A 26569-nucleotide genomic window follows, 5' to 3' on the forward strand; every position below is an offset into this window, starting at 1 on the left:
CCCCTTTAATCCAGAGCCCGCTGGATGGCCTCCATAGTGAAGAACTCCAGTTCGTCTCCCTCTTGCACGTCGTTATAATTCTCTATCATAAGGCCACATTCGAATCCTTGAGCTACCTCTTTCACGTCCTCCTTGAAGCGCTTCAAGCTAGAGATCTTGCCCGTGTGCAGCACCACCCCGTCTCTAACCACCCGCACCTGGGCGTCCCGGGTTATCTTACCTTCCTTAACGTAACAGCCAGCGATGGTACCCAGCCGAGAAACCTGGAAGGTCTTACGCACTTCGGCCCGGCCCAGTAGCACTTCGCGGTACTCCGGTTCCAAGAGACCCGAAAGGGCCGCTTTCACATCTTTGATGGCGTCGTAAATCACCTGATACAGCCGCACATCTACCTGCTCTTTCTCCAGAGCCTTGCGAGCGTTGACATCGGGCCTCACGTTAAAGCCGATGATAATGGCTCCCGACGCCGAAGCCAGCATGATGTCGGTCTCGGTAATAGCTCCCACGCCAGCGTGTATAATATTGACCCCCACTTCCTCCGTACCCAACTGGGAAAGAGCACGAGTGATGGCTTCCAGCGAACCTTGAACGTCCGCCTTAACTATCAACGCTAGCTCGCGTATCTGGCCCTCCTTGATTCGCTGGTACACATCCTCCAGCAACATCTTAGCCCGAGCCTGCGCCTCTTCCGCTTGCCTTTTGGCCAAGCGCTTTTCCGCCACTTGTTTGGCCAGGCGCTCTTCCAGCACCACAAAGATTTCTCCCGCTTCGGGCACGTCGGAAAACCCTAACACCTCTACCGGAGTAGAAGGACCCGCCGCGCTGAGTTTCCGCCCTCGGTCATCGATCATAGCCCGCACGCGGGCGTATTGGGTGCCCGCTACCAGCGTGTCTCCCACCTTCAACGTGCCGTTGAGTACGATGGCGGTAGCTACCGGTCCCCGGCCCCGATCGAGGCGCGACTCGATGATGGTGCCCCGTGCCGGACGGTCCGGATTGGCCTTGAGTTCCAGCATGTCGGCCATCAACAGAATCATTTCCAAAAGTTCGTCAATCCCCTGACGTTTGAGGGCCGAAACCGGGACGAAAATGGTATCTCCACCCCATTCCTCGGGAACTAGCCCTAATTCGGCGAGTTGCGTCTTTACCCGGTCGGGGTTAGCCTCGGGTTTGTCCATCTTGTTGATGGCCACCACGATGGGAACCCCCGCCGCCCGCGCGTGATTGATAGCCTCTACCGTCTGCGGCTTAACTCCATCGTCAGCCGCCACTACCAGCACCGCCACATCGGTGACCTTGGCGCCTCGAGCTCGCATGGCGGTGAAAGCTTCGTGGCCAGGAGTATCGATAAAGGTGATCTTGCGCCCGCCTTTCTCCACCTGATAGGCGCCTATGTGCTGGGTAATGCCTCCGGCTTCGGTGGCTGCTACCCGGGCCTCGCGAATGGCATCCAGCAAAGTGGTCTTACCGTGGTCCACGTGCCCCATCACCGTAACAATGGGGGGACGGGGCTTGAGCCGGGCGGGATCGGTTTCCGGTTCCTCGCTCAATAGCGACTCCACATCGAAGGCGGGCTTAACTTCCACCTCGCACCCGAACTCGTGGGCCAGAATGGCAGCCGTCTCGGCGTCTATTTCCTGGTTGATAGTAACCAGCATTCCCATATCCATCAGCTTCTTGATGAGTTCGGCGGCGCGCCGCTGCATCTTTTCCGCCAGTTCCTTGACCGTGATGGTTTCGGCTATTTGTATCACCCGGGGACTAGGTTTCTCCACCTTCTCCGCTTCCTTGGGCCGGCGCAAAACCAATTTGCTCTTGAGCTTTTCCCCTTCTTCTTCCCACTGGGGAATGAGGTGATCTACCGGCTTGGCCTTGGCCTTCTTGTCCGGCTTGCGCTCTTTGGGCTTTTCCGCCACGGTGGGAGGAGGAGATGGAATGCTGGGCACGGGTGGCCGTTTCTCTCCCACCGGCTTAGGGCCACGGGCTGGTGGCCTTTCGGGACGGGGAGGACGCCGTCCCTCAGGCGCGGTCGCCGGGCGAGGCGGGCGTCGCTCTCCCATACCTCTGTCCCTTTCGACCGGTCCCCGCTCCGAAGCTGGCCGCACCTTGTCCCGAGGTCTCTCCGCCGCCGGGCGAGGCGGTATGAGCTTGGGTCTTTCCGGCCGTGCTCCCGACTCCGGTCGCGCTTGTGGTTTAACCGGCGCTGGACGCGGAGGCGGTGTGGGAGCGCGCTTCACTTCCGGAGCCGGGGTCGGCGCCGGAAGCTTAGGTGCCAGCTTTTGTTCAAAGGTAGTGGGGCGCTCGACCAAGCGCCGATCAGGGGGACGAGAAGGGACTTTATCCACCAGCCCCGGCTCTTCACCCGCCGGTTTGCCACCCGCTTTTTTCTCTTCTTCTTCCTGCTGCCAAGTCGCTTTAATTTTGCTCACTTCTTCCTCGGTCAAGGCCGAAAAATTAGTTTTACCCTTGATTCCCATCGCGTCCAGTCGGCTTATGATTTCCTTGCTCTCTACATTTAGTTCCTTCGCCAATTCGTACACCCGTTTCTTCGCCATGCATCCACCTCCAGCCAGCTGTTGAGAAATGGCTCACTCACGCTGCATCCCTCCTAAAATTTTAAGAATGCGATCCGCCAGCGGCTGGCTCAGGATCGCCACCACCGCACGGGGAGAACGCCCCAGGGCCGAACCGAGCTCCATCTTGGTGCCGTATCTTATTACAGGTATAGAGGCTTTGCGCGCTAAGCGTTCTATCTCCCGCAATGTAGAAGCGGCAGCGTCAGTGGCGACGATCACCAGAGTAGGTTCCCGCTTGCGTATCTTTACCCGCACCAGAAAATCGCCCGAGGCTACCTGGCCCGCCCGCTGCCCCAAGCCCAAGTATTGTCTTACGGCTTTTCCGGGCATCTACGCTTCAACTCCTCCCGCAAGCTGGCCACGACCTCCGGTGGCACCGCCTGCCCCAACACCCGCTCTAAACGCTTCTTTTTCAGGGCCAGTTCCAGGCAGGAGAATTCCGGGCATAGGTAGGCCCCTCTACCCGCACGCTTACCCTTAGCATCCCAAAGCACCTCGCCCTCGGGGGTTCGCACCAGGCGGAGGAGCTCCTCTTTGGGCTTCATGGCCCCACAGGCCACGCACTGGCGCAAGGGAGACCTTTTGATCCGTGTCAACTCTCCTCACCTCTTCCCCCTTCCTCCCCGTGGTAGCCAGCGTACTCTTGGCTATAGATTTCCGCCATCTGGCTTTCGCTCTTAATGTCTATCTTCCACCCAGTAAGCTTGGCCGCCAGCCGTGCGTTCTGCCCCTCCCGGCCTATAGCCAGAGAGAGTTGGTTGTCGGGCACAATCACCCGGGCAATTTTCTCTTCCTCCCAGATTTCCACCGCCGTGACTTTGGCCGGGCTCAGAGCTTCGGCAATGAAGCGGGAGGAATCGGCATCCCAACGCACCACGTCTATTTTCTCGCCCCGTAACTCGTTAACCACCGCCTGAATTCGGCTGCCCCGGGGCCCCACACAAGCACCTAGGGGGTCCACGTGCGGATCGCGAGAATACACCGCAATCTTGGCCCGGCTGCCAGGCTCGCGCACCATGGTTTTCAATTCCACTGTGCCGTCCTGGAGCTCGGGCACCTCTAGCTCCAGCAGGCGGCGCAGAAAACCAGGATGAGTCCGGGAAAGCACGATCTGCGGGCCCTTAGAAGTGCGTCGCACCTCCAGAAGATAGGCACGGATCTTGTCACCTTGCCGGTACCGTTCGCCCGGTATTTGCTCCGACGCCGGCAACACCCCTTCCGCCTTGCCCAAATCGACATAGATGTTTTGCTTATCTACCCGGTGCACGGTACCGGTTACAATGTCCCCTTCGCGGCCAGCAAAAGCCTCGTAAATCATGTTACGCTCAGCTTCCTTAATCCGCTGCATCACCACCTGCTTGGCCGTCTGAGCCGCTATCCGCCCGAAATCTCTGGGGGTCACTTCCGTCTCCACCACGTCGCCCGGCTGATAGCGCGGATCGATCTGCCTAGCCTCTTCCAGGGAAATCTGCGTGCGCGGGTCTTCCACTTCTTCTACCACCGTGCGTTGCGCCAACACCCGACATTCCCCGGTATTCCGGTCTATTTCCACCCGAGCGTTTTGGACTGTTCCGAAGTTCCGCCGGTAAGCCGAAAGCAAAGCGGCCTCGATCACCCCCAGTAAAACCTCGGTTTTGAGCCCCCGCTCGCGCTCTAAATCTTTCAAAGCCTGCAAGAACTCAGCGTTCAATTCCTTTATTTCCCTCCCCTGATTCCCCCCACCGGAACACCAGGTTAGCCTTGGCGATCAAGCGGTGAGGAAGAGTTACCTCGCCTGTCTCGGTGCGTAGCCGGATTGCCTCCTCGTCGGCGGATAGCAATTCCCCGGTGAAACGCCGTCTACCCTGCACTGGGGTTAAGGTACTAACCCGGATCTCGTGCCCCACAAAGCGCTTAAAGTCGTCCACCTTCTTCAAGGGGCGTTCCACTCCAGGGGAAGAGACCTCGAGGAAATAGGCGTGGGGAATAGGGTCCTCTTGATCCAGCAACTCTCCCAGGAGCTCCGAGAGGGCTTCGCAATCGTCCAAAGTCACCCCGCCGGGCTTATCGATGAACACCCGGAGTATCCACCTGCCGCCCTCTTTTCTGTATTCCACCTCCACCAGCTCCAGCCCCAGTCGTTCAACCAGCGGCTGGGCCAGACGGGCAACCGTTTCCGCCACCTTAGCCCCTGTAGCCAAACGCTTCTACCTCCAATACGGACAATATCGGCCTAACAACACGAAAGAGTGGGGAAAATCAACCCACTCTTTCACCCAACACCTACCAACCCGGCAGGCTTACAGCCCGCTGCAGCCACCACCCATTACGAAATCAGTATAGCACACTCACCCAGGCGAGGCAACCGCGCTTGAATCGGCCGCATCTTTCGGCCACGTTTACCCCTCTTCGCCCAGCAATCTATTTACCATGCTCACCAAAGATTCCTTGGGAGTGTAACCTACCTCCTGCGCTATCACCTTGCCCCCGCGGAAGAAGAGCAAGGTGGGAATGCCCCGTATGCCGTAGCGCTGGGCCAGCGACATGTTTTGGTCCACATTGAGCTTAGCTACCTTCAAACGGCCGGCGTACTCTTGCGCTACCTCCTCTACCACCGGTGCCATGCTCTGGCAAGGACCGCACCAGGGAGCCCAGAAGTCTACCATTACCAGCAGGTTACTCTGCAACACCTCGGCTTCGAAATTGCGCTCGTTTACCTCCAAAACCATATCCCTATACCCTCCTTTAATTGTCCAGAACTCGTATCGCCAATTCCACAATACCCATTGTAGTATCTGGGGTTTTACATCGCAACCTCAAATGCAGAAACCCGACTGCTTAAAAAGTTGAATGAAGTTCAAGACGAAGCGGATTTCCTTCTTGCTCATATTGGCCAGCATGGTGAGCACCGCCTGAACGTTGGTATCGGCCAGCAACTCTCGCAGATCCGGGTTGAGCACGTTGAATACTTGCTCGGAAGCTTCGGGTTCGATCAGGAAATAACAGGGAGAAACCCCCATAGCCTGGGCGATTTTCTCCAGCGTTTTGAGCGACGGCTGCACTTTTCCTTGCTCGATCTGCCCTATAAGCCCGGCAGTTACGCCGGCCATAGCAGCCAGCTGGGCCTGCGTCAAGCCGTACTCTTCCCGCAGACTACGCAGGCGAGTTCCTAGAGTGCCCTGGTGGCCGAGGAAGGTCACCGGTGCCACCCCTAGCTCTTCAGCCAACCGTTTAAGGGTGCTCAGCGAAGGGTACACCGTACCCCGCTCGATCTCACTGAGGTAAGAAGCTGAAATCCCCGCTCGGCAAGACAGCTCCTGCAGAGACCACCCTTTCTCGGTCCGCAGCAGGCGGATCTGCTCGCCCACGTTGATTTTTCCCTCACGCATTTCGGTGTCCACCAGACGGGCCTTGCTAACGTTCAGAGCCTGAGCCAGCTTCTCTATGGTCTTAAGGGAGGGACGCTTAGTGCCCCTTTCGATTTCGCTAAGATAAGAGAGCGAGATTTGTGCCCTGCGCGCCAGGTCGTGCAAGCTCATCCCCTTTTCCTCCCGCAGAGCTCTTATGCGCTCGCCGTTTATCATTGCCATCTTTCACTCTCCTCGATGATCAGAGACACATTGCTCCTTTTATCACAATTTTAACTACTCCAACTAAAGAAGTAAAGCAGTATATTCAAAATATTCCGTAACCAGCGCTACCGGACTCAATCCAGGCTGAAATTAGCGATTTCCGTCCGCATCTGCTCCAAGAGGGCTTCCGGCGCGAAAGATCCCAGATCCTTCCGGCTCCGGTGGCGCACGGACACCGTGCCCGAAACCACTTCCTTATCTCCCACCACCAGCATGTAAGGTATTTTCTGCATCTGGGCCTCGCGTATCTTATAGCCGACCTTCTCATTCCGACTGTCCACCTCCACCCGCAAGCCCGCTCGGCTAAAGCGTTCCTGGAGCTCCCGGGCGTAAGCGTGGTGCCGGTCAGCAATGGGCAACAACCGAGCTTGCACCGGTGCTAGCCACAGCGGAAAGGCGCCGGCAAAGTGTTCGATGAGGATGGCCATAAACCGCTCTAAGCTGCCAAAAATCACGCGGTGCAGCATTACCGGGCGGTGACGTTGGCCGTCTTCACCGATGTAGCCCAAATCGAATTTCTCCGGCATCAAGAAGTCGAGTTGGATAGTGCCGCACTGCCACGTGCGGCCCAGGCAATCCTCTAAATGGAAGTCGATTTTAGGGCCGTAGAAAGCCCCCTCACCTTCGTTAACCCGATAATCGAAACCCCGCTCTTCCAGAGCCTCCCTCAACGCCGAGGTGGCCAGCTCCCAAATGCGATCGTCCCCCATAGCCTTCTCCGGACGGGTAGAGAGCTCCACATGGTAGGGAAAGCCAAAAACCTGACGGTAAAAATAGTCCACCAGATCGACGATGCCCAGTATCTCGGACTTTACCTGGTCTTCCCGGCAGAAGATGTGGGCATCGTCCTGGGTGAAGCTACGCACCCGCATCAACCCGTGCAGCACCCCGGAAAGTTCGTGACGGTGCACCAGTCCCATCTCGGCCAAGCGCAGAGGGAACTCGCGGTACGAATGCACCCGCTGCTGGTAAATGAGTATGGCGCCCGGGCAGTTCATGGGTTTAACCGCGTAAGGCTGGCCGTCTATCTCCAAGAAATACATATTTTCCTTGTAATGATCCCAGTGGCCCGATCGCTCCCAGAGCTCTCGCTTGAGCAAAATAGGGGTACGGATTTCTTGATACCCGTGGGAGTAATGCTTGCGTCGCCATAGGTCCTCCAGCTGGTTACGCACCAGCATCCCTTTGGGGTGGAAGAAAGGAAAACCGGGTCCCTCTTCCTGGAAACTAAATAGATCTAGTTCTTGCCCCAAACGCCGGTGATCGCGTTGGCGCGCTTCCTCCAGCCGGCGGAGGTGCTCTTCCAATTGCTCCGTAGTAGGGAACGAAACGCCGTAGATGCGTTGCAGCATCGGGTTGCGCTCGTCCCCCCGCCAGTAAGCCCCGGCTACGCTTAAAAGCTTAAAGGCCCGCACGTAACCGGTGGAAGGCAAGTGGGGTCCCCGGCAAAGGTCCACGAACTCCCCCTGGCGGTAAATGGTTATAGGGAGCTCCGGCGGCAGCTCGTCGATAAGCTCCACCTTGTATTTCTCGCCCCGCTCGGCGAACCAGAGCCGCGCTTCCTCGCGGGAAACCTCCTGGCGCACGATAGGGTAATCGGCTTCGACAATGCGCCGCATTTCTTCCTCGATGCGTTCAAGATCCTCCGGGGAAAACGGAACGGCAACATCAAAATCGTAATAGAAGCCGCTGGCGATGGCCGGACCTATAGCCAGCTTGGCCTCCGGGTACAAACGCTTAACCGCCTGGGCCATAATATGGGCCGTGCTATGCCAGTAAACTTCCCGCCCAGCGGGGTCGTCGAAAGTGAGCAGCTCCACCCGAGCTTCCGGCGGCAGAGGGACTCTCCAATCCACTAATTCGCCGTTAACCCTGGCCACCAAAACCTGCCGGCGCTCGTTCTCCGGCAATAATTCCAAGAGCTCTTCCACAGAAGCGGAAGGGAGAAGTTCCTGCTCTCTCCCCCCTGGAAAAACAACCTTCACCACCCCGCAGACCTCCTCCGAGCTAGCCATAATTTTAAGGCCCGCCTAGAGCAATGAAGCGAGCCTGCCACTTGCAACTCCGGTGCTTTCCCGAGTATATAAAAAGGGCGAAAAACCTGTCAACTCAAAGTTGGTAAGTGCGGGATCGGTGCTAATGAGAGCTCTAAAGATGTGGCCGGTAGCCAGCCGGTTAAAGAGCTTCGGGGCGAGCCTCCGCTTCCGGCTCTTCCGCCAGCAGCACTTCGGGAGAAGGCATGGCTGGGCAGACCCGGGGCTCGGAGATCTCCTCCGCCACCGCCAGAGCAATGCTTCGCATGTGCTCGCTTACACGCAGATAAGCGTTAAGGAACTCCAGGTGCAGACGGGAAGAGATCTCCGACTCCTTTATGCCTTCACGCAGCCGGTGGATATGAGTAGTGCGAAAACCTCGCTCTAGCTTTAGTATTCGAGGATATAGACCAGCGGCCTGCTCTGCCAGGCAGTAATCGGCTCTTACCAGAGCCTTATGGGTGATCCGCACCATGATAGAAACTTCATGATACATCAGATCTAGTTCCTCTTCCCCGGTGGGAGAAAACTGGATATTCTCCCTCACCTTATCCTGGAGCAGCGTTCCCAGACGATTACCCAGCACGTCGCTTGCCAACTCCAAATCGTTAAGCACGTGGATCAGCCCTATACCCCGGCGGAACTCGTCGCGGTGCAAAGGCCGGCGCAGGAGTTGGGTAAGATAAGCAGTGGTTTTGGGCACCAGGTGATCCAGCACCTGCTCCTGGTGCATTAGATCCTCTACCAAAGCCAGGTTACCGTTCTTGAGCGCCCGGCCCACATCCAAATACATGCGCAGCACCTTGGCCGATATGCGGGTGACCTCCCGGTAGGCCAGACCCAGAGCCAGAGAAGGGGTGTCCAGCAAAGCTTCACTGAGATACTTGGGTTCGAACTCAGGACGCTTCTTCTCCGGCAAGAGCCGCTCCAAAACCATCGCTCCGTAGTTGCGTAAAGGGAAAAAAACGGCGGTGATAAAAAGGTTAAAGAAGGTGTGAGCATTGGCCACCTGAAAACTGGGAGAAGAGCTGATGCCATTCAACCAATTGACGAAGGGGACGGCCAAAGGAAAAACCAGGCAGGTGCCACCTATCTTAGCCAGAAAGTGAGCCATAGCCACTCGCTGCGCCTCGCGGCTAGAACCGATGCTGGCCAGCAAGGCGGTGAAAGAGGTGCCCACGTTAGCCCCCAGAATAAAATAAAAAGCTGCCAGGGCGTCGATCAGCCCCTGGGAAGCCAGGACGATGATGATACCCACTGCAGCAGCGCTGCTGTGAATCAGGAATGTGAAAATGGACGCAACCACAATGGCCAGCAAAGGAGAATGGGCCACGTGCAGCAGCGCCTCCCGGAAGAAGGGTGCCTCCTTCAGCGGTGCCATGGCCTCGGCCATTATCTTCAGACCCAGGAAAAGCAAACCGAAGCCTAGAATGGCCTGCCCCACTCGGCGGTAGCGGTCACGCTTGGTGAAGAAAACTATGCTGGCCCCCACCGCCACTATGGGAAGAGAGATCTCGGTCACCCGCAAGGCGATGAGCTGAGCCGTAACCGTGGTGCCGATGTCAGCCCCCAGCACCACCGGCAAACACTGGCGCAGAGTGATGACGGCTGCGCTGGCCAAGCCTACCAATATAACGGTGGTGGCGGTGCTACTCTGAAAAAGAATGGTGATAAGCGCGCCCAGCACCACGCCCATGAAAGGCCGATCGGCCACCTTGCCCAGCGCCCGCCGCAACTTATGCCCCGCTATCTTCTGCAATCCCTCGCTCATGAGGCTGATGCCGTAAAGCAAAAGCCCCATGCCCCCGAGGAGGGAAAGCCCCATATCCGCGGTCCCCATGCTATTTCGCCCCCGCCCCGCCTATCGACTCTATCCTTGTCGAAATTAGCGTCCAAATCTCTTGTTAAGATTATATTAAGACAGCGGGAGCGGAGTAGCAAGGATAATCCCCGGAGGACAAGCGCGAGGGTTAAGGAGCAGGGCTCCCCTGCGGACACCAGCGCGCCCCAGAAGAGCGCCCCGCACAGTGAGGTAGAGATGCGAAGAGAAGCGAGGCCTAGGACCGGATGCTAGGCTTTCTTAGCTGCGGACACCGCGCCGGGAGGCAACTCCACCCGCAGGTGCAACTCGCGCAACTGCTCCTGAGTCACCGGCGCTGGCGCCTGCATCAGCAGATCCTGAGCCTTCTGCGTCTTGGGGAAGGGAATCACATCGCGGATCGTATCCCGTCTCAGCAACAACATCAGCACTCGGTCGAAGCCAAACGCTATACCGCCATGAGGTGGAGCTCCGTACTCCAGCGCCTCCAACAAGAAGCCAAACTTTTCCCTAGCCTCCTCCGGCGAGAGGCCGATCAGCCGGAAAACCTGCTCCTGCAATGCTGGGGAGTTGATGCGAATGCTGCCACCCCCGAGTTCCACCCCATTCAGCACCAAATCGTAAGCTTGGGAACGGACCCTCTCCGGCGATGTCTCCAACCAAGGTATATCCTCAGGGAGAGGAGCGGTGAAAGGGTGGTGCAGAGCGACATAACGCCCCTCTTCGGCATCGAACTCCAGGAGAGGAAAATCCACCACCCAAACGAAACTCCAGCCCGGCCGCTCCAATTTCAACTCCTGCGCCAGCCGGCTTCGCAAAGCTCCCAAGCTGCGCTCCACCACTTCGCGCCGGTCAGCAACAAAAAGCAGTAACGCTCCCTCTTCCGCCCGCAGGCGTTGCCGCAAAGCTTCCACTAGCCCCGCCCCCAAAAACTTCAGGATAGGAGACCTAGGCCCCTCCGGCAAGAGCTGGATATAAGCCAGCCCCTTGGCCCCGAAAAGGGCCGCAAAGCGGGTGAGATCGTCGATCTCCTTGCGGCTGAAATGCGCTGCGCCCGGCACCGCTATACCCTTGACGCACCCGCCCTTGGCCACCGCCTGGGCAAAGACCTGGAACTCTGCCCCAGCCACCAAATCGCTGACATCGGTGAGAAGCATGTCGTAGCGCAGGTCAGGGCGGTCGGTGCCGTAAAGCGACATGGCTTCGCTGTAGGTGAGGCGCGGGAAGGGCTGGGGAGGCTCAACGCCTGCCACCTCCCGGCAAAGGGTGGAGATCAGCCCTTCGCTCAAATGCATCACGTCCTCGGCGGTCACGAAAGACATCTCCAGGTCGATCTGCGTGAACTCAGGCTGACGATCAGCGCGCAAATCCTCGTCCCGAAAACAACGCACGATCTGAAAGTAGCGATCCACCCCAGCCACCATCAGCAACTGCTTGAAAAGCTGCGGGGACTGCGGCAACGCGTAAAATCGCCCAGGATACACCCGGCTGGGGACCAAGTAATCGCGCGCCCCCTCGGGAGTGCTCCGGGTCAAAACCGGCGTCTCCACTTCCCAAAAGCCGTGAGCATCCAGATAGTCTCGCGCCGCTTTCGCCGCCCGGTGGCGCAAGCGCAAGGCCTCCTGCATTTCTGGACGCCGCAGGTCTAGATAGCGGTAACGCAAGCGCAGGTCTTCCTCGACCTGAAGACCGTCTTCGATATAGAAAGGGGGTGTGCGCGAAGGGTTAAGGATAGCGCAGGAGACGGCTCGCACCTCCAGATTACCAGTGCGCAACCGGGGGTTTTCCGTGCCCTCCGGGCGCCGACGCACCTCCCCCTCTACCAGCAAAACGTACTCGCTCCGTACTTTTTCCGCTACCGCGAAGGCTTCCGGCGCGGTGTCCGGGCTAAAAACCACCTGCACCAAACCTTCCCGATCGCGTAGGTCTAAGAAAATAAGGCCGCCGTGATCCCGGCGTCGCTGTACCCAGCCCGCCAGTATCACCTTCTGGCCCAGCTGCTCTTCGCTAAGAGCTCCGGCGTAGTGAGTGCGATAGATCATTCCTTTCCCCCCGTAGCTTCGGTTTTAAGCCAGTCGATTACTCTCTCCACCGGCAGATCGAATTGCTCTCCCTTTTCCAGGTCGCGCAGCCGCACCTTCCCCTGAGCCAACTCTTCCGATCCCAGAATCAGCGCCCAGCGCGCTCCCATCCGGTCAGCCTGCCTCAATTGCGCCCGCAGCCCGCGCTCGGCCACGTAGTCACGGTCGGAAGGCACGCCCGCCGACCGCAACCGGCGCACCCAACGCGCCTGCTCGCGCCGTCCCTCCTCGTCCGGTGCCACCACGAAGACCCCCTGGCGCTTTTCCCCCGTGGGAAAGGGGCAGTCTGGCTGCTTGGACAACGCCAGCAGCACCCGCTCTAACCCCACCGCAAAGCCGACTCCCGGTGTGGGTGGGCCCCCGCATTCCTGCACCAGATAATCGTAACGACCCCCCCCGCCCAGCGCGTTTTGCGCTCCCAGGGAGGAGGAGAGCACCTCGAAAGCGGTTCCCGTGTAATAGTCCAAACCCCTAACTAGGCGGGGGTTGATCCGGAAAGGCAGTTCCATGCCTCGCAGCTCTTCTTGCACAGCGGCAAAATGAGACTGGCAACGAGAACAAAGATAATCCATAGGCGTGGGAGCTCGCTGCACCACCTCCTGGCAGACGGCCTCCTTACAGTCCAGCACTCGCAAAGGATTACGTTCCAGACGCTGGCGGCAATCCGGGCAGAGTTCCGTCAGGTGGGCGCGGAAATAATCCTGGAGCGCGGCCAGCAACCGCGGGCGACACTCAGGGCATCCCACACTATTAAGCTCCAATTCCCAATCTCTCACGCCGGCGCGGGAAAGAAAGGCCGACAAGAAAGCGATGATTTCTGCATCGGCCAGCGGCCCAGGCGCCCCAAATATTTCGGCTCCGAACTGGTGAAATTGGCGGCTGCGCCCCATTTGGGGACGATCGTGCCGGAACATGGGCCCAAGGTAGTAGAGCTTGAGCGGCTGCGGGCGAGTGTGCAAACCGTGCTCCACGTAGGCCCGGACTATCGGGGCCGTACCTTCCGGCCGCAAAGCCAGTTCTCGCCCCCCCCGATCCTTGAAAACATACATTTCCTTGAGCACAATATCGGTGGTCTCTCCGACACCCCGTTTAAACAGCAACGCCTTCTCCAAGATCGGGGTGCGGATCTCATGGAAACGGTAAAGCAGGGCTAGTTCTCGCACTACGTCTTCTAGATAGTGCCAACCGGGTATTTCCTCGGGCAATATGTCCTTCACTCCCGGCGGCAACCGCAAGTCCAACTTTCCCATAGTTCTTCCCCCACCCGGCCTAAACGAAAATTGTTGATATTCTACCACGACCAGAAGAAGCGGCCAAGGCTAGTCGGGGTTTTCCGCTCCGTGCCATTCCCTCTGCGTCCGGTAGCGGTTCCAGTTTTTAAGCTGCTCCCAAGAAATATTGCGGACGTGCTTGGTGTGACACCAGGAACGGCGGTGACGGTAAAGGAAACCGGCGAAAGTTATAGGGATCCAGGTGAAAGCGAAAATAGGATAATAGAACAGCCACAAGTAAGCACGCAACGGGACCTTCTCCAGGAAAAGAGCCAACGCCAAGTACAGGTACTGACCGCTGAAGCCTTTGATAAACCACCATACATCGATGCGGCTCCAATTAAAATCGAAGAGCAGGGAAAGCAACGCGGCCACACCCACACCCATAGTGAAGTAAGGGCGGAGCAGGTACAGTGCGCCGTCAATCTTTTTGAAATCGCGCGTGCGAATACCTTCCCATATCAGGCGGAAGAAATAGCGCCCCGCCACCTGGCAGTGTCCTTGCATCCAACGCTGGCGTTGACGCCAAGATTGGCGGAGGCTTAGCGGCTTCTCATCGTAAACCGCCGCCTCGTGTGCCCAGGTAACCCGGAGGCCGCAAAGCAGTGCTTTAGTCTGAAATTCCAGGTCCTCCGTGAGGGTGGTCATCCCCCAACCGAAACGCTTGAGCACATCGGTGGCTATGCACATCCCGGTACCGCCCAAGGCGCAACTCAATCCCAAGTTATGCCGGGCCAGCTGACAGAAGCGGTTGCTGATCAGGTACCCCACGTAAATAGACCGGGAAATCCAGGTGTCGTCCGGGTTCTTGGTATCGAGATAGCCCTGGATGATCTTTTCCCCCCGGGCCAGCCGGTGATTCATGGCCTGCAGAAAATGAGGGGAGATAAGGTTATCAGCATCCAGCACCACCACCGCGTCGAACTTCCGGGGCAACGCAAAAATGCGCTGAAACCCGTACTCCAGCGCATACCCCTTACCCCTCTTGTAATGGTTGAACCGTTCGATCACGGTGGCACCCAGCGAAGCAGCCACCTCGGAGGTGCGGTCGGTACAGTTATCGGCAATAACGAAGACCTCGTAGAGCTCGCGCGGGTAATCAGAGCGAAATACACTTTTTACCAGTTCCCCGATTACTTTCTCCTCGTTGTGCGCGGCGATAACTACGGCGAAAGAATGCTTAGGAGGAGTGCTCCGATAATCTTCCACTCGCCGGTAAAGGGAAAAAACGGACAGGAAAGTATGGTACAAACCGTAGGCGATCAACGCCAATTGCAGGACAAAAAGTAATTCCGTCATCCCTCAACTCCCGACAAAGCTTAGCTTTTTCCCTTCCCAGGGCACTTCTGGCTTCAAACGTCACCTTAATATAGGGTAATCCATACTCTGGCCTTGGTCAATACATTACTTGGCAGTATCGCTCGCCTGAGCCGAAAAAACAACCCTAAAATAACCCTGGGACCCATCGCACTCCTTGCCCAGCGCCGGACGAACTGGCGGGACGCGTTGACAGCAGAGCTGAGCTCTCCTCGAAAGTTCCCGGTTGACAGTTACCATCCCCCACCGTTAGAATGGCAACAAAAGGAAACACATTCCTTCGTTGCCAGCACGGAACCGAGAATCTCGCCTCGGAGGTGAAGAACAGCCATGCTGGTTCTGGTAACCGGAGGAACGGGATTGGTTGGACGAGCAGTGGTGCCGGAGCTCCTGGAACACGGCTTCAAGATTCGGTGCCTGGTGCGAGACACAAATCGAGCCCGCGCTATCTTGGGGGCAGGCGCGGAATACGTTGCCGGAGACGTGACCGATCCCGCCAGCGTAGAAGCCGCCGCTGCTGGAGTGGAAGCCGTGATTCACCTCGTGGCCATCATCCGGGAAAGGGGCCGGCAGACCTTCCGCGCCGTAAACGTGGAAGGCACTGCTAACGTGGTGAGAGCTGCCGAGGCGGCCGGAGCGCGGCGCTTGTTGCATCTAAGCGCTTTAGGTGTCAAAAATGATCCTCGCCTCCCTTACGGGCACTCCAAGTGGCAGGGAGAAGAGTTGGTACGGCAAAGCCGCTTGGAATGGACGATCCTGCGCCCTTCGATAATTTACGGTCCCGGCTCCGACTTTCTCGACCGCATGGCGCAATCGGTGAAGCTTTCTCCTCCCCCGCTGGCCTTTTACCCAGCTATAAGTATCCGTTTCCAGCCCCTGGCTTCCTGGGATCTAGCCCGCTGCATCCGCCTGTGCTTGACTGAAGTCCTGCTGGTGAGACGAAGCTGCGACCTGGGAGGGCCAGAGCTCCTGACTTACCGGGAAATGCTGGCCACCTATCTCGAGGCCAAAGGACTGCGCCGTCTCCCCGTGCCCATCCCGCTGGGAATCATAAAGGCGGCGGTCCCACTGTTGGAGAGAATATTACCCAACCCGCCGGTGACCACCGCCGAACTCAAACAACTGGGGGAAGATAATAGCACCAACCCCGACGTGGTGGAGAAAACTTTTCGCTTCCGCCCGGCAACTTTCAGGGAAGGGCTCCAACAATTCAATCTCCCTTAAAAATGCCAGCGACTGGAGCGGCGAGGCTCGCGCTCGTGCACCAAGAAACGCCCCAGACGGTAGTAAACGAGATCCACCAGCCCCAATATCAGGGCTGCCAGGAGGAAGCCCCCCTGAACTTTCAGCCGGGTTCTCCAGTCAAGCTGCCCTTTCTCCTTGGCCACGCTTTACACCCCCATGATGATAGGCAAGATCATAGGTCTGCGCCGCGTGCGCTCGTACAGTAAGCGTCCCAAGGCCTCGCGCACCTCGCTTTTGATAGTGGCCCATTCCAGGCTCTTGCGTTCCACGCAGCGATCCAGGACTACCCGCACTTGCGCTTTAACCTCTTCCATCAACGCCTCGGCCTCGCGCACGTAAACGAAACCGCGGGAAATCACATCCGGCCCCGCCACCACCTGCCCGGTCTCTTGGTTCAACGCCACCACCACGATAAGAATCCCGTCCTGGGCCAGCTGCTTCCGGTCGCGCAGCACAATATTACCCACGTCGCCCACACCCAGGCCGTCTACCAGTACCCGGCCAGCGGTGACGCGCCCGGCAAAACGGCCACCTTTTGGAGTTATCTCCACGATCTGGCCGTTCTCCGCCACGAAAACGTTCTCCGGAGGCAGGCCCAATTCCCGGGCCAACGCAGCGTGGCGGATGAGCATCCGGTATTCTCCATGCACCGGCAGAAAATAGCGGGGGCGGGTAAGGTTAATCATCAGCTTGAGCTCCTCCTGACAGGGGTGCCCGGAAACGTGGATGGCGGAAACAGCCTCGTAAAGCACCATTGCCCCTCGCTTGAAGAGCTGATCCACCACCCGAGCCACCAGCTTTTCGTTACCGGGAATCGGCACGGCCGAAATGATGATGGTGTCGCCGGGTATTATCTCCAGCTGCTTAAAATCTCCGCTGGCCATCCGGGTCAGAGCCGACATCGGCTCGCCCTGGCTTCCGGTGGTGAGAATAGCCACCTGGTGGCGAGGTAAGCGGTTAGCCTCCTCCAACTCTACCATTATTCCTTCGGGCAGTTGGAGATAACCCAACTGGTGGGCAATATTGACTACATTGACCATGCTGCGCCCCGCTACCGCTACCTTACGCCCGTAACGATGAGCCACCAAGATTGCCTGCTGCACGCGGTGGATATTAGAGGCGAAGGTAGCGATAATTATCCGCCCCTGAGAAGAGCGAAAGATCTCGTCGAAGGTTTCCCCCACCACCCGCTCCGACATGGTGTAGCCCGGATGCTCAGCATTGGTGCTGTCCGAAAGCAGAACCAGCACCCCTCTTTCGCCTAGCTGGGCCAAGCGGTGAAAATCAATAAGTTCTCCATCCACGGGGGTATGATCTATTTTAAAGTCACCGGTGTGCAGTAATACCCCCAGAGGAGTGTGGATAGCCACCGCCACTGCGTCTGGGATACTGTGAGAGACGCGTATGAATTCCACCTTAAAGCAGCCGCACTCCACTATGTCCCGGGGCTTCACCACGCGCAGGTCGGCTTTGAAACCGGGAAGGTGCTCCTCCAGCTTTCCCTCCAGTAATCCCAGAGTTAACCGGGTTCCGTAAACGGGAACATTGATCTGGGGCAAGACGTAGGGCAAAGCACCAATATGATCTTCATGCCCGTGAGTGAGCACTACAGATCGTACCAACTGCCGGTGATCCACCAGGTAAGAAACATCGGGTATAACCACGTCGATCCCCAGCAACTCTTCCTCCGGAAACATCAGACCACAATCCACCACTACAATGTCGCTCCCGCACCGGACGGCTAGGCAATTCTTACCTATCTCCCCTAAACCGCCCAGGGGAATGATCTGCAGCTTATTGTTGCGCAAGAAACTCGTCCACCTCCTTCCTGCTCAGATATAAAAAAGAAAGCCCGAGCCGAGTGTTCCCCAGGCTAAAACCCGCTCTTACTTCTTAGAATTAATTATACACCCTCCCCCTTGCGCGGAACAACAATATTCTTGGCTACGATGGTTATATCTTCCTTAGGATAGCCGGCCGTCCGGCTCAGGAACTGGAGCAGACGCTCCACTCCGGCTTGGTTCAGTTCCTGCCCGAGCAGCACCGTCAAGTGCTTGCCTTCGATTGTAACCACTACTTCCTCGTAACCCTGGGCGCGGAGCAAACCCTCCAGCCAGGTCTCTTTCTCCGCCCTGCGAGTGAGTTCCATTAACTGGTTTTGAGCCTCCCGCCGCATAGCCTCATTGGTACCCGGGTTTTTGCATATTTCGCGTAATAATTCCATATGCTGGCTACGACGACTCTCCCTCTCCAGTCGAAGATCAGCGTATAGGCTGGTCCGCTTTTCCCCGGGAGGCAAGGGAGCAATAACCGGTTCCTGCGCCTGCAAAGGGCGAGCTCCCTCCCGGTGGTGGAACAGTAGCGGCAAAAAAAACCCCAAAAGGAAGAGAAGCACGAGGACTCCCACCAGCCAACGATGCACCAGAATCAACCTCATTGTCCTCCCCCCGCCCAGCGGGATAGGACGGTAATCCGGTGAGCCTCAATCCCCAAAGCCACCTGCACCGCTCGAAAAAGCCGCTCCTTCACCTGTGGATCGGAAGCGCCATCGGCCACTACCACCACTCCTAGCGGCCGGGGCGCCTCCTCGCTCTGCACCACCGCCTCTTCACGCTGTCCCCCGCGCAGCACCACGATCTGTCCGTTGTTGTTGTCCTCGGTAACCACCCGGCTTCCCCCTCCCTTGTCTTTTTCTTCAGTAACCCGGCGTGAAGCCACCTGGCTGGTGGCGTAGTCCACCTTGGTGGAACCGGACAGGCGCACGGTGACCTCCACCTTGCCCGCCCCTTCTACCTGGGAAAGCAATCGTGCCAGCCGCGCGGCGAGTTCCCCCTCCTCTTGCTGCAAGCGAGTAGCCGAATTAGGCCGCTCGCGCTCCAGCGAGGGAGAGGGTGGCGGATTCCCCGACTTCCCGCCCCAGCTCCCCCAGATCAAGAGCAACAGCCCTCCCACCCCCAGCAGGGCCACCTTCAACCAGTAGCCCGGGTTTTTAGCCCAGGGGCTGTCTTTACCTCCCAACCAACGCTTCCAATCCAAGACCAGAACCCCCTTTTACGGTGCCATCAGGGTGATCTGCCGCGGCTCCATATTGTAGAAATCAGCCAGGGTCTTGAGCGCTTCCGTGGCCTTCCCGTCTTCCTCCGCGGTGCTGGCAGGAACGCTGTGAGAAACGTGCAATTTCAGTTCTCGGAGACGGGGGTATCCCCCACACTCTCTCTCCAGCACTACCTCCACCCGATCCACAGGTAGGCCTGCCAGTCGCGCCAGCGCTTGCACCTGACGAGCTAGGCTATCCTGGTAGAGCTCCTCCGCTCGCCGCTGCCACTCACTGGCGGTGACCGGAGTCGCCGGGTGACTGGCTACCGGCGGTAAAGCAATCGAAGCGAAGCCGGAACGCCAGCCCCCGAGGATCGCCTGAACCACCGCCGCCACTAGCAGCAGACCGGCTACTAGACGCACGTAGCGCCGCATATCCCCCGCTGGCAACCAGAGCTCCAACACAGCTGCCAAAACCACCAGCAAGGTAAGATTACGCACCAACTCCGCCACTCTTTCCAGGGAACATCCCCCCTAACGCAACCAGGTGCTTAAATGGGCCAGGGCCACCACCAAACCGATGCCCCAGAAGGCCAGCAGGCCCACCATGACTACCACGGCGAAAACTCCCCAAAGTCCTGCTCCCACCGTATCCAGACAGGCGGCCAACTTACATTCCAGTGGCTGCACCAGGGCAGCCCCCAGCTTGAAAAGCAGTGCCAGAACCCCCAGCTTCACCGCAGGAAAAGCCACCGCTCCTAGCACCAAAAACATCCCAGCCAGGCCCACCGCGCTCTTCAGGAGCAGCGCTGTACTCAGCACCGCCTCGAAAGCATCGGCCAGCATGGTACCGGCCACGGGGACGAAGGCTCCGGTGGCGTACTTGGCCGCTCGCAGCCCTAACCCTCCGCTAACCGCCCCCGTTACCCCCTGCAGCCCCATAACTCCCAGCAATACAAGGGAACAGATACCCAGTACGGCTAACCCCAAGTGCCGGCAAAGCGAGGCCAAGCGAGAAACCGAAAAGGCGTCGTTAATATGATCCGTCAGTCCCAGGACCACGCTGAAAACCAGCAAGGGAAAAACCACGGTCTTGACCAAAGTTCCCACCAGACCAAGGGTTAAGAGGATGGTGGGATGGATCAGAGCAGCGGTCCCCACGCCACCGGTGGCCACCAGCAGGGTCAAAAGCGCGGGGAGCAAAGCTTGTAAAAAGCTCACCACCCCGTCCACCGTGTGCCCGGCCACCCGAAGCGCCAAGCTCAGCGCCTCGGCTACGGTGACCGCTAGGGCTAGAAAAGAGACGGCGAAGGCTAGGCGCACCACCGTCCCCCGTTCGAAAGCCGTCCCCAGTTGCTGCAACAAGGCCAACACCACTCCCAGGAGCAAAAGCTTGCCCAGCAGGCTCCCCCCCTGCCAGAGTTCCTGCCCCAGACACCGCCCCAGCGCGGTCAGCAAATTGGAAGGACTGAGCTCTAATTTGCCCCGCGCGAACTCGCTCACCAACTGACGGAAACTAGTGACTGGGACCAGACCCTGTAACTCCTCCCGGATACGTTCCGCTTCCACCTCTACCTGCCCGAGTTCCAACCTTCCCAACTCCTCTTCCCACGAAGGAGCAGCGGCCCAGGCCGGGACTGATACCAGCCATAGAAGCGCTAAAGCCAGCCAAAACCGCCTCATCCCCGCATCCCCACCAGTTCCAATAGAAGCTCCAGCAAGTTAAATAATACTGGCATCGCTAGCAGAAGGATGATAATCTTGGCCGCAAATTCCAATTTAACCGCCAATGCCCCTTCTCCGGCATCGCGACAGAGTTGGGCGCCGAACTCGGCCAAGTAAGCAATACCAACGATCTTGAGCAGCACTTCCAGGTACAGCAGGTTAAGGCCGGCTCTCTGCGCCATGCTGCTCACCACCGTTACAATGGCCGCGATTTTCCCCACGAAGGCCAGGAAAATCATCGCTCCCGCTCCTAGACCCACCAGCAACGCTATTTCGGGTTTTTCCCGGCGCAGCACCACTGCCAGCACCGTGGCTATCAATGCGAAGCCCACCACCTGCAAAATTTCCACGGCGCTCCCCCCAACCTAAAAAAGATGAAAGACCGTCTGCACCTCGGTGAAAAGGCTGCCCAATAATTTGACCACCCACACCAGCACTATCGCCACCCCCGCCCAGGTGGCCAAATGAGCCAGATCTTCTTTACCCGCCTGTTTGAGCATGGTGTGCAAAACCGCGGTGAGAATACCCACTCCCGCAATTTTGTAAATGAGATCGATCTGCCCCAAAATCTCTCACCCCCTAAATCAACAGCACCGCCAGGCCCAACCCCGCTCCCCAGCCCAGAAAGCGGTACAGCCGGATGTAGCGCCGGGCCTCCTCTTCAGCCAGGCCGAGTGCTAGTTCCAGACGTTCTTGAGCCAAGGCCAGATGCCGCTCCTGCTCTTCCCGCAAGGTACCTCCCAGGATTCCGGCTAGCAGGCCCAGGACCTCCCAATCTTCCTCCTTCAGCGCCAGCCGGCACCGCCACTGCTCCACTGCCCCCGCCCACAAACTCTCCATACCTTGAGCAGCGCCACCGCATTTCAGCCGGGCGGCCAGCTGGTCGAAAAGCTCTCCCACCTCACCTCCTAAGTTCCGTCCCACCCGTAGCAGCGCTTCGGGCAAGGGCACAGCGTAGTTTATCTCCGTCCGCAGCAACTGCAACCCGCTCACCAAGGCTCGTAACTCTCGCGGGCGGCAGGAGTAATCCCGGCTCAACCCGTGCCCCGCCATCCCCCCGGCCAATAGTAGCAGCGCTGCCCCCAACCAGCGCCACATCACCTTATAACCCTCCCTTCGCCATCCAAAACCACCACTTCCCGCCTCATTCCTCTGTGGGAAAGAAGCACAAAGCGCTGCACCACCCCGCAGCGGAAAAGCCAGCGAAAAAAAGGTCGCCGCTCGAGTTCCTCCAGGCTGCTGGCGTGAGCGGTGGCCACCACCCTGACCCCAGCATTCAAGGCGTCCTCCACTGCTCGCACCTCCTCCTCCCGCCCCAACTCATCCATTGCGATCACCTCGGGAGCAAAAGCCCGCAGTAGCAGGCGAATTCCTTCCACCTTGGTGCAGTTGGTTAGCACATCGGTGCGAGGCCCCACGTCCAGTTGGGGCACCCCTTGTCGGCAAGCAGCTACTTCCCCGCGCTCGTCCACCAAACCCACCGTGATGCCCCGGAAACCCAGCGCGGGCACCCCCAATGAGAGGAGCCGCACCAGGTCGCGGAGAAAAGTGGTCTTGCCCCCCCGAGGGGGAGAAAGTATCAGTATATGGGTCGCGGAGGGCGGACTCCCGTGCAGAAGGTAGGGAAAGAAGGGTTCAGACACTCCTTTGAGCTCGCGCGCTAACCGGAGATTGAGGCTGCCCACATAGCTGAAGGTTTTAATCCTGCCCCCTTCCTGGAGAGGCTGGCCTGTCAGCCCCAGCCGATGCCCTCCCGGCAGGGTGAGGTAACCCTGGCGCACTTCTTCCTCAAAGGCGTAAAGGGAAGAACCGGTGACCGCGTTCAGCACCCAGACCAAATCCTCCGGTTGCACTATGTAGCCCTCAGCCGGGTCTAGAGAAAGCTTACCGTCGGGGGAAAGAAAGAACTCTCCTCGGGTTAGCCGCAGAGCGAGAGGCTGCCGAGCTCTAAGCCTCACTTCCTCCAATTCCGACCACGGGGAAAAAGCGTCCAAGAGTTGCCCCAAGGCGTCTGGCAGGTAAGACAAGATGTACTTGCGCGCAGTTTGATTCACAGTTTGTCCCTCCCCAGGAAAATATATGGGGAGGGACAAGAAATATGCGTCATCAACCGAGTAGGAAGGGGGGCAGCTAACCCCCCTAAAACACATCCTCTACTGTTGGCTGGGACACCGTGACTCCCTCTCCCCCCTCTCCACCGTACCCCTCCTCCTCTTCAGGGCCGAAAAGCACCGACTCCACCGCGTACAGGTCTTCGTCCAGCGCTTGCAGATAATCCTCCAGGTCTTCCTGAGCGCTAGAGAGTTCGCGCACCTCTCCTCCACCAACGCTTCCAGCACCTGAGTCACCTCTTCCCACAGACGATTCTCCTTCGCCTGGGGATCGCCACCAAAACCGGAAAGGAGGCCCCGCATATAAGCTACCCGAGCCGGTAAATCAGCCACCTGCAATAATTCACCCCCGGTCTTAAACCTACGGGCATTATTATGCCCACCGGGGAATGAAAATTTTATGGTCGCCAAATTTTATCCTCATGCATCGACATCACCGCAGCTTCAGAAAAAGTCACCATTTTGTTCAATATTTCACAAGAAGCTTCCACCAGAGGTAGCGCCAAAGCCGCGCCGGTACCTTCGCCGAGGCGCAGGTCGAAGTCGAGCAGAGGCTTCAAGCCTAGGTAGCGCAGCATGTGGTGGTGAGCTCGCTCCCGGGAAAGGTGGGAAGCGATCAGGAACTGCCGCACCGGGAAACAAAGGCCCGCCGCCACCAGGGCCGCCGCCCCGGTGATAAAGCCGTCTAGTAGAACAGGTACCCGGTGCGCCGCCGCACCCAGTATGAGTCCCACCAAACCAGCTATTTCCAGTCCACCCACCTTGGCCAGCACATCCAGTGGATCGGAGGGATCGGGCCGGTTGACCGCTAAGCTCTGAGCTACCACTTCCCGTTTCCTCTGTAACACCGCGTCGTTTACCAGCGTTCCCCGCCCCACCGTCTCTTCCACCGGCAATCCAGTAAAGGCGGCAAGGATGGCGCTGGAGGGAGTGGTATTGCCGATACCCATGTCGCCAGTAGCTATGAGCGAGGCTCCCTTACGCACTTCCTCCGCGGCCACCTCAACGCCAACCTGTATAGCTCGCAGGGCTTCCTCCCGGCTCATGGCCGGCCCCCGGGCAATATTACCTGTTCCTGCTCGCACCTTGCGTACCAGCACCCCGGGAAAAGATACCGGGCACGCCACCCCCACATCTACCACCAGCACCCGAGCTCCGGCGTGGCGAGCCAGCACCCCTATCCCGCTGGTTCCCCGCACGAAGTGGGGAAGGATCTGATAAGTTATCTCTTGGGGGGCAGCGCTCACCCCTTCCTCCACCACTCCGTGATCCCCAGCCATGACCACCACGCATTTATCCCTGATGACCGGCCGGGGTGTGCCCATTATTCCCGCCAGTTGTACCGCCAACTCCTCCAGCCGTCCCAAGCTCCCTGGGGGCTTTAAAAGTTGGTCCAGGCGGTCTTGGGCTTGGGCCATAGCCTCCTTATCCAGATCCCCCACTCGGGCACAGATCTCAGCGATCAGCCTTTCCAAGCTCTGCCTCCCCCCTTACTCCTTGCGATCGAAATAAATATTCTTGCCGGTAACCGACAAAGGAACGGCCAGCACCACCTCCGCCTCGATAAGACCCAGTTGCCGGGCCACGACCCCCGCTCTATACATAATGCGGTTATCCACGTTGTGCAAAGAGGCCGTCTTCACTGCCGAGCCCACGGCGATACCCAAATCCACCGCCCGCCAAAAACAGAAGGGACCCCGAAACTCCGGGCCTTCACGAAGAGGAGGCATTTCCTGGCACTGGTTCCAGCCACAGGCGCCGCAATTAAGCCCCAAAGGCTTGGCGTCTCTAAGCCCTACGAGCAAGACCGCAGCAGAACGCTTCACGTTATCTCCATCGCGGTCGAAATTCTTTTTCCCAGTTTTTTTCCCGTACTCGATCATTGCCTCTCCCAGGCGGAGCACCTCTTCTCCGGTCAGCACCCGCAGGACCAAATAATCCTCCCCGCGCGATTTGGGAGCGGTGCGCGCTGCCAAAACCATTAACTCAGCCACCAAAGCCACCGTCTTCTCCAAAGCTTAAACCCCCTTTTAGAATCTCGCCTCTCAGGCCCACAACCAGGTCAACAGCGCCGTCAAGGCGGTCATGGCCAGGCTAAGGAGCAAAGCCAGCTTTAAAACCTGACCCTCGGTACCAAAAGCATCGATGGTAGCCGCAGCATTCTGCAGCTTAGCCGGAGAAATAACGCTGGCCAGACCCGCCGACACCGCGCAACCGGCCGTGACCACCAAAGCATCTACGTGCAAGAATTCCGAAGTCATCAGATGGTACTTGGCAAAAAGAGCAATGGTAGAAGCTTCGCTCCCACTGATGAAGCCCCCTAGCAAGCCCAGGAAACAAGCGACCGAGGGGTAAAAACCTCGAAAGACCTCTGCCGAACCATGAGCCAGCCAATAAATCATGTTCTCTTGAGGATCAAGGAGTTTCCAACCCTGTCCGGTGGGCACAAAGCCCGAATAATTCATCACGTAAGCGATGGCAAAAAAAACGGCCGCCGAGAAGGTAGGACGGGGAGCTCGTCGCCACCACTTCGCCATCATCGTTTTCACCTGAGCGCGAGGGAGGCGAAGGAAAGGTAGGGCCAACACGGTGCTAACCAACACCCAGGTATAAGCGTTCCAAAGCATACGGGTCAAAATGGGCTTGCCGCCTGGTATAAGATGGAGCGGCATGGCCAGCCGCCGGAACAGATAATCGAACACCGGCGGATAGAAATTGACGAAGAGACAGCAGGCTAGCAGGATCAACCAGGGGCTTAGAGCTCGAAGGAGGGAAAGTTCTTTCTCCTGCTCTAAATCCTCAAAAGTCAAAAAAGACCGGTCCACCACAGGCTGGCCCCTGACCTTCAGATACAGTACCATAACCAGCACCGTGACCAGGCCAGCGAATACGCCGGTGAGCACTATGCCTCTGCCCAACCAGGCCACTCCCATGGCCGTAAAGCCCATAGCGAGACCGGCCAAGAGACACGGTAACCAGCCACGACGCAGTTCCGCCCACCCTCCCACCAGCCATAGCATCCCGAAGCCAATGGCCGTCGAAATCACCGGCATAAAATGCGAAAAAATCCGGGCAGAATGATCCAAAGGGGTGCCGGTTAGATCGGCGTAAATCACCAATGGAGCTCCCAGCAAAGCGTAAGTGCAAAGTGAGTCGAAACCCAGGGCAGGCAGAGCCACCGCCACCAGAGTAGAGTATCCCAGAGCCAGCAGCACCGGCGGCAAGATAGAGACGGGAGTGGCTCCCACCGCCACCAGCAAGGTACCCACCCCCATATTGAGCATCATGATCTGGGCCGCCCGGTCGCCGCGGGCCAGCGTTTTAACCGCCACCACTATGCGCTTGAGAGCTCCGGTACACTCTAAAAAGGTGATCTGAAAAATTGAAGCAGCCACCATCAAAGATACGGGGAAAGAGGCCACTAAACCAGCCAAGCTGGCCACCAGCACCACCTGCCAGGGAGTGTGAAAATAGAGACAGGCGATGGTGGATGCCAGCGCCCACCCCAGCAAACCGCTGGTGTCAACCGACCACTTACGGAAAAGCAGGAGAAACAGCACTACCAGCACGGGCAAAACAGTGAGAAATACTGCCAAATTATTCCCTCCGCTTCCGGTTAAGAATAAAAAGGTCACTAGCGAATCATTTTTTCGCCACATACTTACCTGCTCCTGCTAACAATAGGACAAACCAAGGAGAAAAAAGCTAGGCCGCCAGAAGGACGCGGCTCCGGCGACCTAGCTA

Annotated in this window: 27 protein-coding genes; 1 reads left to right on the forward strand and 26 read right to left on the reverse strand. The window is 58.2% G+C overall.

Going from position 1 to position 26569, the window contains the following annotated elements:
* Positions 1 to 5: 5 nt before the first annotated feature.
* From infB to ACTLLP_RS07195, 12 genes are all read right to left on the reverse strand, one after another.
* Positions 6 to 2555, reverse strand: a complete 2550-nt coding sequence (gene infB, locus ACTLLP_RS07140; protein ID WP_441058388.1) for a translation initiation factor IF-2 — start codon at positions 2553 to 2555, stop codon at positions 6 to 8.
* Positions 2556 to 2588: 33 nt separating this feature from the next.
* Entirely contained in the window at positions 2589 to 2906 is a 318-nt protein-coding gene (locus ACTLLP_RS07145; protein ID WP_441058390.1) for a L7Ae/L30e/S12e/Gadd45 family ribosomal protein, read from the reverse strand.
* Positions 2888 to 3172, reverse strand: a complete 285-nt coding sequence (rnpM, locus tag ACTLLP_RS07150) for an RNase P modulator RnpM (protein WP_441058392.1) — start codon at positions 3170 to 3172, stop codon at positions 2888 to 2890. Before rnpM ends, ACTLLP_RS07145 begins: the two co-directional genes overlap by 19 nt.
* Positions 3169 to 4266 (reverse strand): transcription termination factor NusA, encoded by a 1098-nt coding sequence (nusA, locus tag ACTLLP_RS07155; RefSeq protein ID WP_441058394.1) that lies wholly within the window; start codon positions 4264 to 4266, stop codon positions 3169 to 3171. The genes rnpM and nusA overlap by 4 nt, the downstream gene beginning before the upstream one ends.
* On the reverse strand, positions 4256 to 4756 hold the full coding sequence (gene rimP, locus ACTLLP_RS07160; protein ID WP_441058396.1) for a ribosome maturation factor RimP: 501 nt from the start codon (positions 4754 to 4756) through the stop codon (positions 4256 to 4258). Before rimP ends, nusA begins: the two co-directional genes overlap by 11 nt.
* A gap of 198 nt (positions 4757 to 4954) precedes the next feature.
* Positions 4955 to 5284 carry a thioredoxin gene (trxA, locus tag ACTLLP_RS07165; RefSeq protein ID WP_441058398.1) on the reverse strand — a complete coding sequence of 110 codons (330 nt, stop codon included), beginning with the start codon at positions 5282 to 5284 and terminating at the stop codon, positions 4955 to 4957.
* 87 nt (positions 5285 to 5371) lie between these two features.
* On the reverse strand, positions 5372 to 6145 hold the full coding sequence (locus tag ACTLLP_RS07170) for a helix-turn-helix domain-containing protein (protein ID WP_441058400.1): 774 nt from the start codon (positions 6143 to 6145) through the stop codon (positions 5372 to 5374).
* Positions 6146 to 6261: 116 nt separating this feature from the next.
* Complete coding sequence (gene thrS / locus ACTLLP_RS07175) at positions 6262 to 8172, reverse strand: threonine--tRNA ligase (protein ID WP_441061701.1); 1911 nt, start codon at positions 8170 to 8172, stop codon at positions 6262 to 6264.
* Positions 8173 to 8362: 190 nt separating this feature from the next.
* Positions 8363 to 10060, reverse strand: a complete 1698-nt coding sequence (locus ACTLLP_RS07180; protein ID WP_441058402.1) for a Na/Pi cotransporter family protein — start codon at positions 10058 to 10060, stop codon at positions 8363 to 8365.
* Between the two features lie 230 nt (positions 10061 to 10290).
* Complete coding sequence (gene aspS, locus ACTLLP_RS07185; protein WP_441058404.1) at positions 10291 to 12081, reverse strand: aspartate--tRNA ligase; 1791 nt, start codon at positions 12079 to 12081, stop codon at positions 10291 to 10293.
* A complete protein-coding gene (hisS, locus tag ACTLLP_RS07190; protein WP_441058406.1) occupies positions 12078 to 13370 on the reverse strand; it encodes a histidine--tRNA ligase in 1293 nt (430 codons plus the stop codon). Before hisS ends, aspS begins: the two co-directional genes overlap by 4 nt.
* 69 nt (positions 13371 to 13439) lie before the next feature.
* Complete coding sequence (locus ACTLLP_RS07195; RefSeq protein WP_441058408.1) at positions 13440 to 14690, reverse strand: glycosyltransferase family 2 protein; 1251 nt, start codon at positions 14688 to 14690, stop codon at positions 13440 to 13442.
* 348 nt (positions 14691 to 15038) lie between these two features.
* On the opposite strand from ACTLLP_RS07195, the gene ACTLLP_RS07200 reads away from it, so the two are divergent.
* On the forward strand, positions 15039 to 15932 hold the full coding sequence (locus tag ACTLLP_RS07200; RefSeq protein ID WP_441058410.1) for an NAD(P)H-binding protein: 894 nt from the start codon (positions 15039 to 15041) through the stop codon (positions 15930 to 15932).
* On the opposite strand, the gene ACTLLP_RS07205 is transcribed toward ACTLLP_RS07200, so the two are convergent.
* The 14 genes from ACTLLP_RS07205 to ACTLLP_RS07270 all read right to left on the reverse strand — a co-directional run bounded on the left by ACTLLP_RS07205 (position 15929) and on the right by ACTLLP_RS07270 (position 26421).
* The gene (locus ACTLLP_RS07205; RefSeq protein ID WP_441058412.1) at positions 15929 to 16096 is read right to left on the reverse strand and encodes a hypothetical protein; all 168 of its coding nucleotides are present in this window, start codon (positions 16094 to 16096) and stop codon (positions 15929 to 15931) included. The two genes, ACTLLP_RS07200 and ACTLLP_RS07205, sit on opposite strands and share 4 nt — an antisense overlap.
* A 3-nt stretch (positions 16097 to 16099) precedes the next feature.
* Entirely contained in the window at positions 16100 to 17761 is a 1662-nt protein-coding gene (locus ACTLLP_RS07210; protein ID WP_441058414.1) for a ribonuclease J, read from the reverse strand.
* A gap of 95 nt (positions 17762 to 17856) precedes the next feature.
* Positions 17857 to 18390, reverse strand: coding sequence for a SpoIIIAH-like family protein (locus tag ACTLLP_RS07215; RefSeq protein ID WP_441058416.1), 534 nt, complete (start codon positions 18388 to 18390; stop codon positions 17857 to 17859).
* Positions 18387 to 18989 (reverse strand): SpoIIIAG-related protein, encoded by a 603-nt coding sequence (locus tag ACTLLP_RS07220; RefSeq protein WP_441058418.1) that lies wholly within the window; start codon positions 18987 to 18989, stop codon positions 18387 to 18389. The genes ACTLLP_RS07215 and ACTLLP_RS07220 overlap by 4 nt, the downstream gene beginning before the upstream one ends.
* A 15-nt stretch (positions 18990 to 19004) precedes the next feature.
* Positions 19005 to 19502 (reverse strand): stage III sporulation protein AF, encoded by a 498-nt coding sequence (locus tag ACTLLP_RS07225; protein ID WP_441058420.1) that lies wholly within the window; start codon positions 19500 to 19502, stop codon positions 19005 to 19007.
* A 21-nt stretch (positions 19503 to 19523) separates the two neighbouring features.
* On the reverse strand, positions 19524 to 20672 hold the full coding sequence (gene spoIIIAE, locus ACTLLP_RS07230; protein ID WP_441058422.1) for a stage III sporulation protein AE: 1149 nt from the start codon (positions 20670 to 20672) through the stop codon (positions 19524 to 19526).
* A complete protein-coding gene (gene spoIIIAD / locus ACTLLP_RS07235) occupies positions 20669 to 21064 on the reverse strand; it encodes a stage III sporulation protein AD (protein ID WP_441058424.1) in 396 nt (131 codons plus the stop codon). The genes spoIIIAE and spoIIIAD overlap by 4 nt, the downstream gene beginning before the upstream one ends.
* A 15-nt stretch (positions 21065 to 21079) precedes the next feature.
* Positions 21080 to 21280: a stage III sporulation protein AC gene (gene spoIIIAC / locus ACTLLP_RS07240; RefSeq protein WP_441058426.1), complete on the reverse strand. Its 201-nt coding sequence runs from the start codon at positions 21278 to 21280 to the stop codon at positions 21080 to 21082.
* Between the two features lie 13 nt (positions 21281 to 21293).
* Positions 21294 to 21812 carry a stage III sporulation protein SpoIIIAB gene (gene spoIIIAB, locus ACTLLP_RS07245; protein ID WP_441058428.1) on the reverse strand — a complete coding sequence of 173 codons (519 nt, stop codon included), beginning with the start codon at positions 21810 to 21812 and terminating at the stop codon, positions 21294 to 21296.
* A complete protein-coding gene (spoIIIAA, locus tag ACTLLP_RS07250; protein WP_441058430.1) occupies positions 21812 to 22768 on the reverse strand; it encodes a stage III sporulation protein AA in 957 nt (318 codons plus the stop codon). The genes spoIIIAB and spoIIIAA overlap by 1 nt, the downstream gene beginning before the upstream one ends.
* Positions 22769 to 22853: 85 nt before the next feature.
* Complete coding sequence (locus ACTLLP_RS07255; RefSeq protein ID WP_441058432.1) at positions 22854 to 23027, reverse strand: hypothetical protein; 174 nt, start codon at positions 23025 to 23027, stop codon at positions 22854 to 22856.
* A gap of 196 nt (positions 23028 to 23223) precedes the next feature.
* Entirely contained in the window at positions 23224 to 24300 is a 1077-nt protein-coding gene (cobT, locus tag ACTLLP_RS07260; RefSeq protein WP_441058434.1) for a nicotinate-nucleotide--dimethylbenzimidazole phosphoribosyltransferase, read from the reverse strand.
* Positions 24301 to 24315: 15 nt separating this feature from the next.
* Positions 24316 to 24807, reverse strand: coding sequence for a ferredoxin domain-containing protein (locus ACTLLP_RS07265; protein WP_441061703.1), 492 nt, complete (start codon positions 24805 to 24807; stop codon positions 24316 to 24318).
* A gap of 63 nt (positions 24808 to 24870) precedes the next feature.
* Positions 24871 to 26421, reverse strand: a complete 1551-nt coding sequence (locus tag ACTLLP_RS07270) for an L-lactate permease (RefSeq protein ID WP_441058436.1) — start codon at positions 26419 to 26421, stop codon at positions 24871 to 24873.
* Positions 26422 to 26569 lie beyond the last annotated feature (148 nt).

Origin of the sequence: Desulfothermobacter acidiphilus (assembly GCF_052073645.1) — a bacterium.
GTDB classification, from domain to species: Bacteria; Bacillota; Desulfotomaculia; order Desulfotomaculales; family Ammonificaceae; genus Desulfothermobacter; species Desulfothermobacter acidiphilus.

Excerpts from the sequence above, each read along its gene's own strand:
- infB (WP_441058388.1), bottom strand. The coding sequence starts at position 2,555 with ATGGCGAAGAAACGGGTGTACGAATTGGCGAAGGAACTAAATGTAGAG.
- ACTLLP_RS07145 (WP_441058390.1), bottom strand. The coding sequence starts at position 2,906 with ATGCCCGGAAAAGCCGTAAGACAATACTTGGGCTTGGGGCAGCGGGCG.
- trxA (WP_441058398.1), bottom strand. The coding sequence starts at position 5,284 with ATGGTTTTGGAGGTAAACGAGCGCAATTTCGAAGCCGAGGTGTTGCAG.
- ACTLLP_RS07170 (WP_441058400.1), bottom strand. The coding sequence starts at position 6,145 with ATGGCAATGATAAACGGCGAGCGCATAAGAGCTCTGCGGGAGGAAAAG.
- ACTLLP_RS07180 (WP_441058402.1), bottom strand. The coding sequence starts at position 10,060 with ATGGGGACCGCGGATATGGGGCTTTCCCTCCTCGGGGGCATGGGGCTT.
- aspS (WP_441058404.1), bottom strand. The coding sequence starts at position 12,081 with ATGATCTATCGCACTCACTACGCCGGAGCTCTTAGCGAAGAGCAGCTG.
- hisS (WP_441058406.1), bottom strand. The coding sequence starts at position 13,370 with ATGGGAAAGTTGGACTTGCGGTTGCCGCCGGGAGTGAAGGACATATTG.
- ACTLLP_RS07195 (WP_441058408.1), bottom strand. The coding sequence starts at position 14,690 with ATGACGGAATTACTTTTTGTCCTGCAATTGGCGTTGATCGCCTACGGT.
- ACTLLP_RS07200 (WP_441058410.1), top strand. The coding sequence starts at position 15,039 with ATGCTGGTTCTGGTAACCGGAGGAACGGGATTGGTTGGACGAGCAGTG.
- ACTLLP_RS07215 (WP_441058416.1), bottom strand. The coding sequence starts at position 18,390 with ATGAGGTTGATTCTGGTGCATCGTTGGCTGGTGGGAGTCCTCGTGCTT.
- spoIIIAE (WP_441058422.1), bottom strand. The coding sequence starts at position 20,672 with ATGAGGCGGTTTTGGCTGGCTTTAGCGCTTCTATGGCTGGTATCAGTC.
- spoIIIAB (WP_441058428.1), bottom strand. The coding sequence starts at position 21,812 with ATGTGGCGCTGGTTGGGGGCAGCGCTGCTACTATTGGCCGGGGGGATG.
- ACTLLP_RS07265 (WP_441061703.1), bottom strand. The coding sequence starts at position 24,807 with ATGGTTTTGGCAGCGCGCACCGCTCCCAAATCGCGCGGGGAGGATTAT.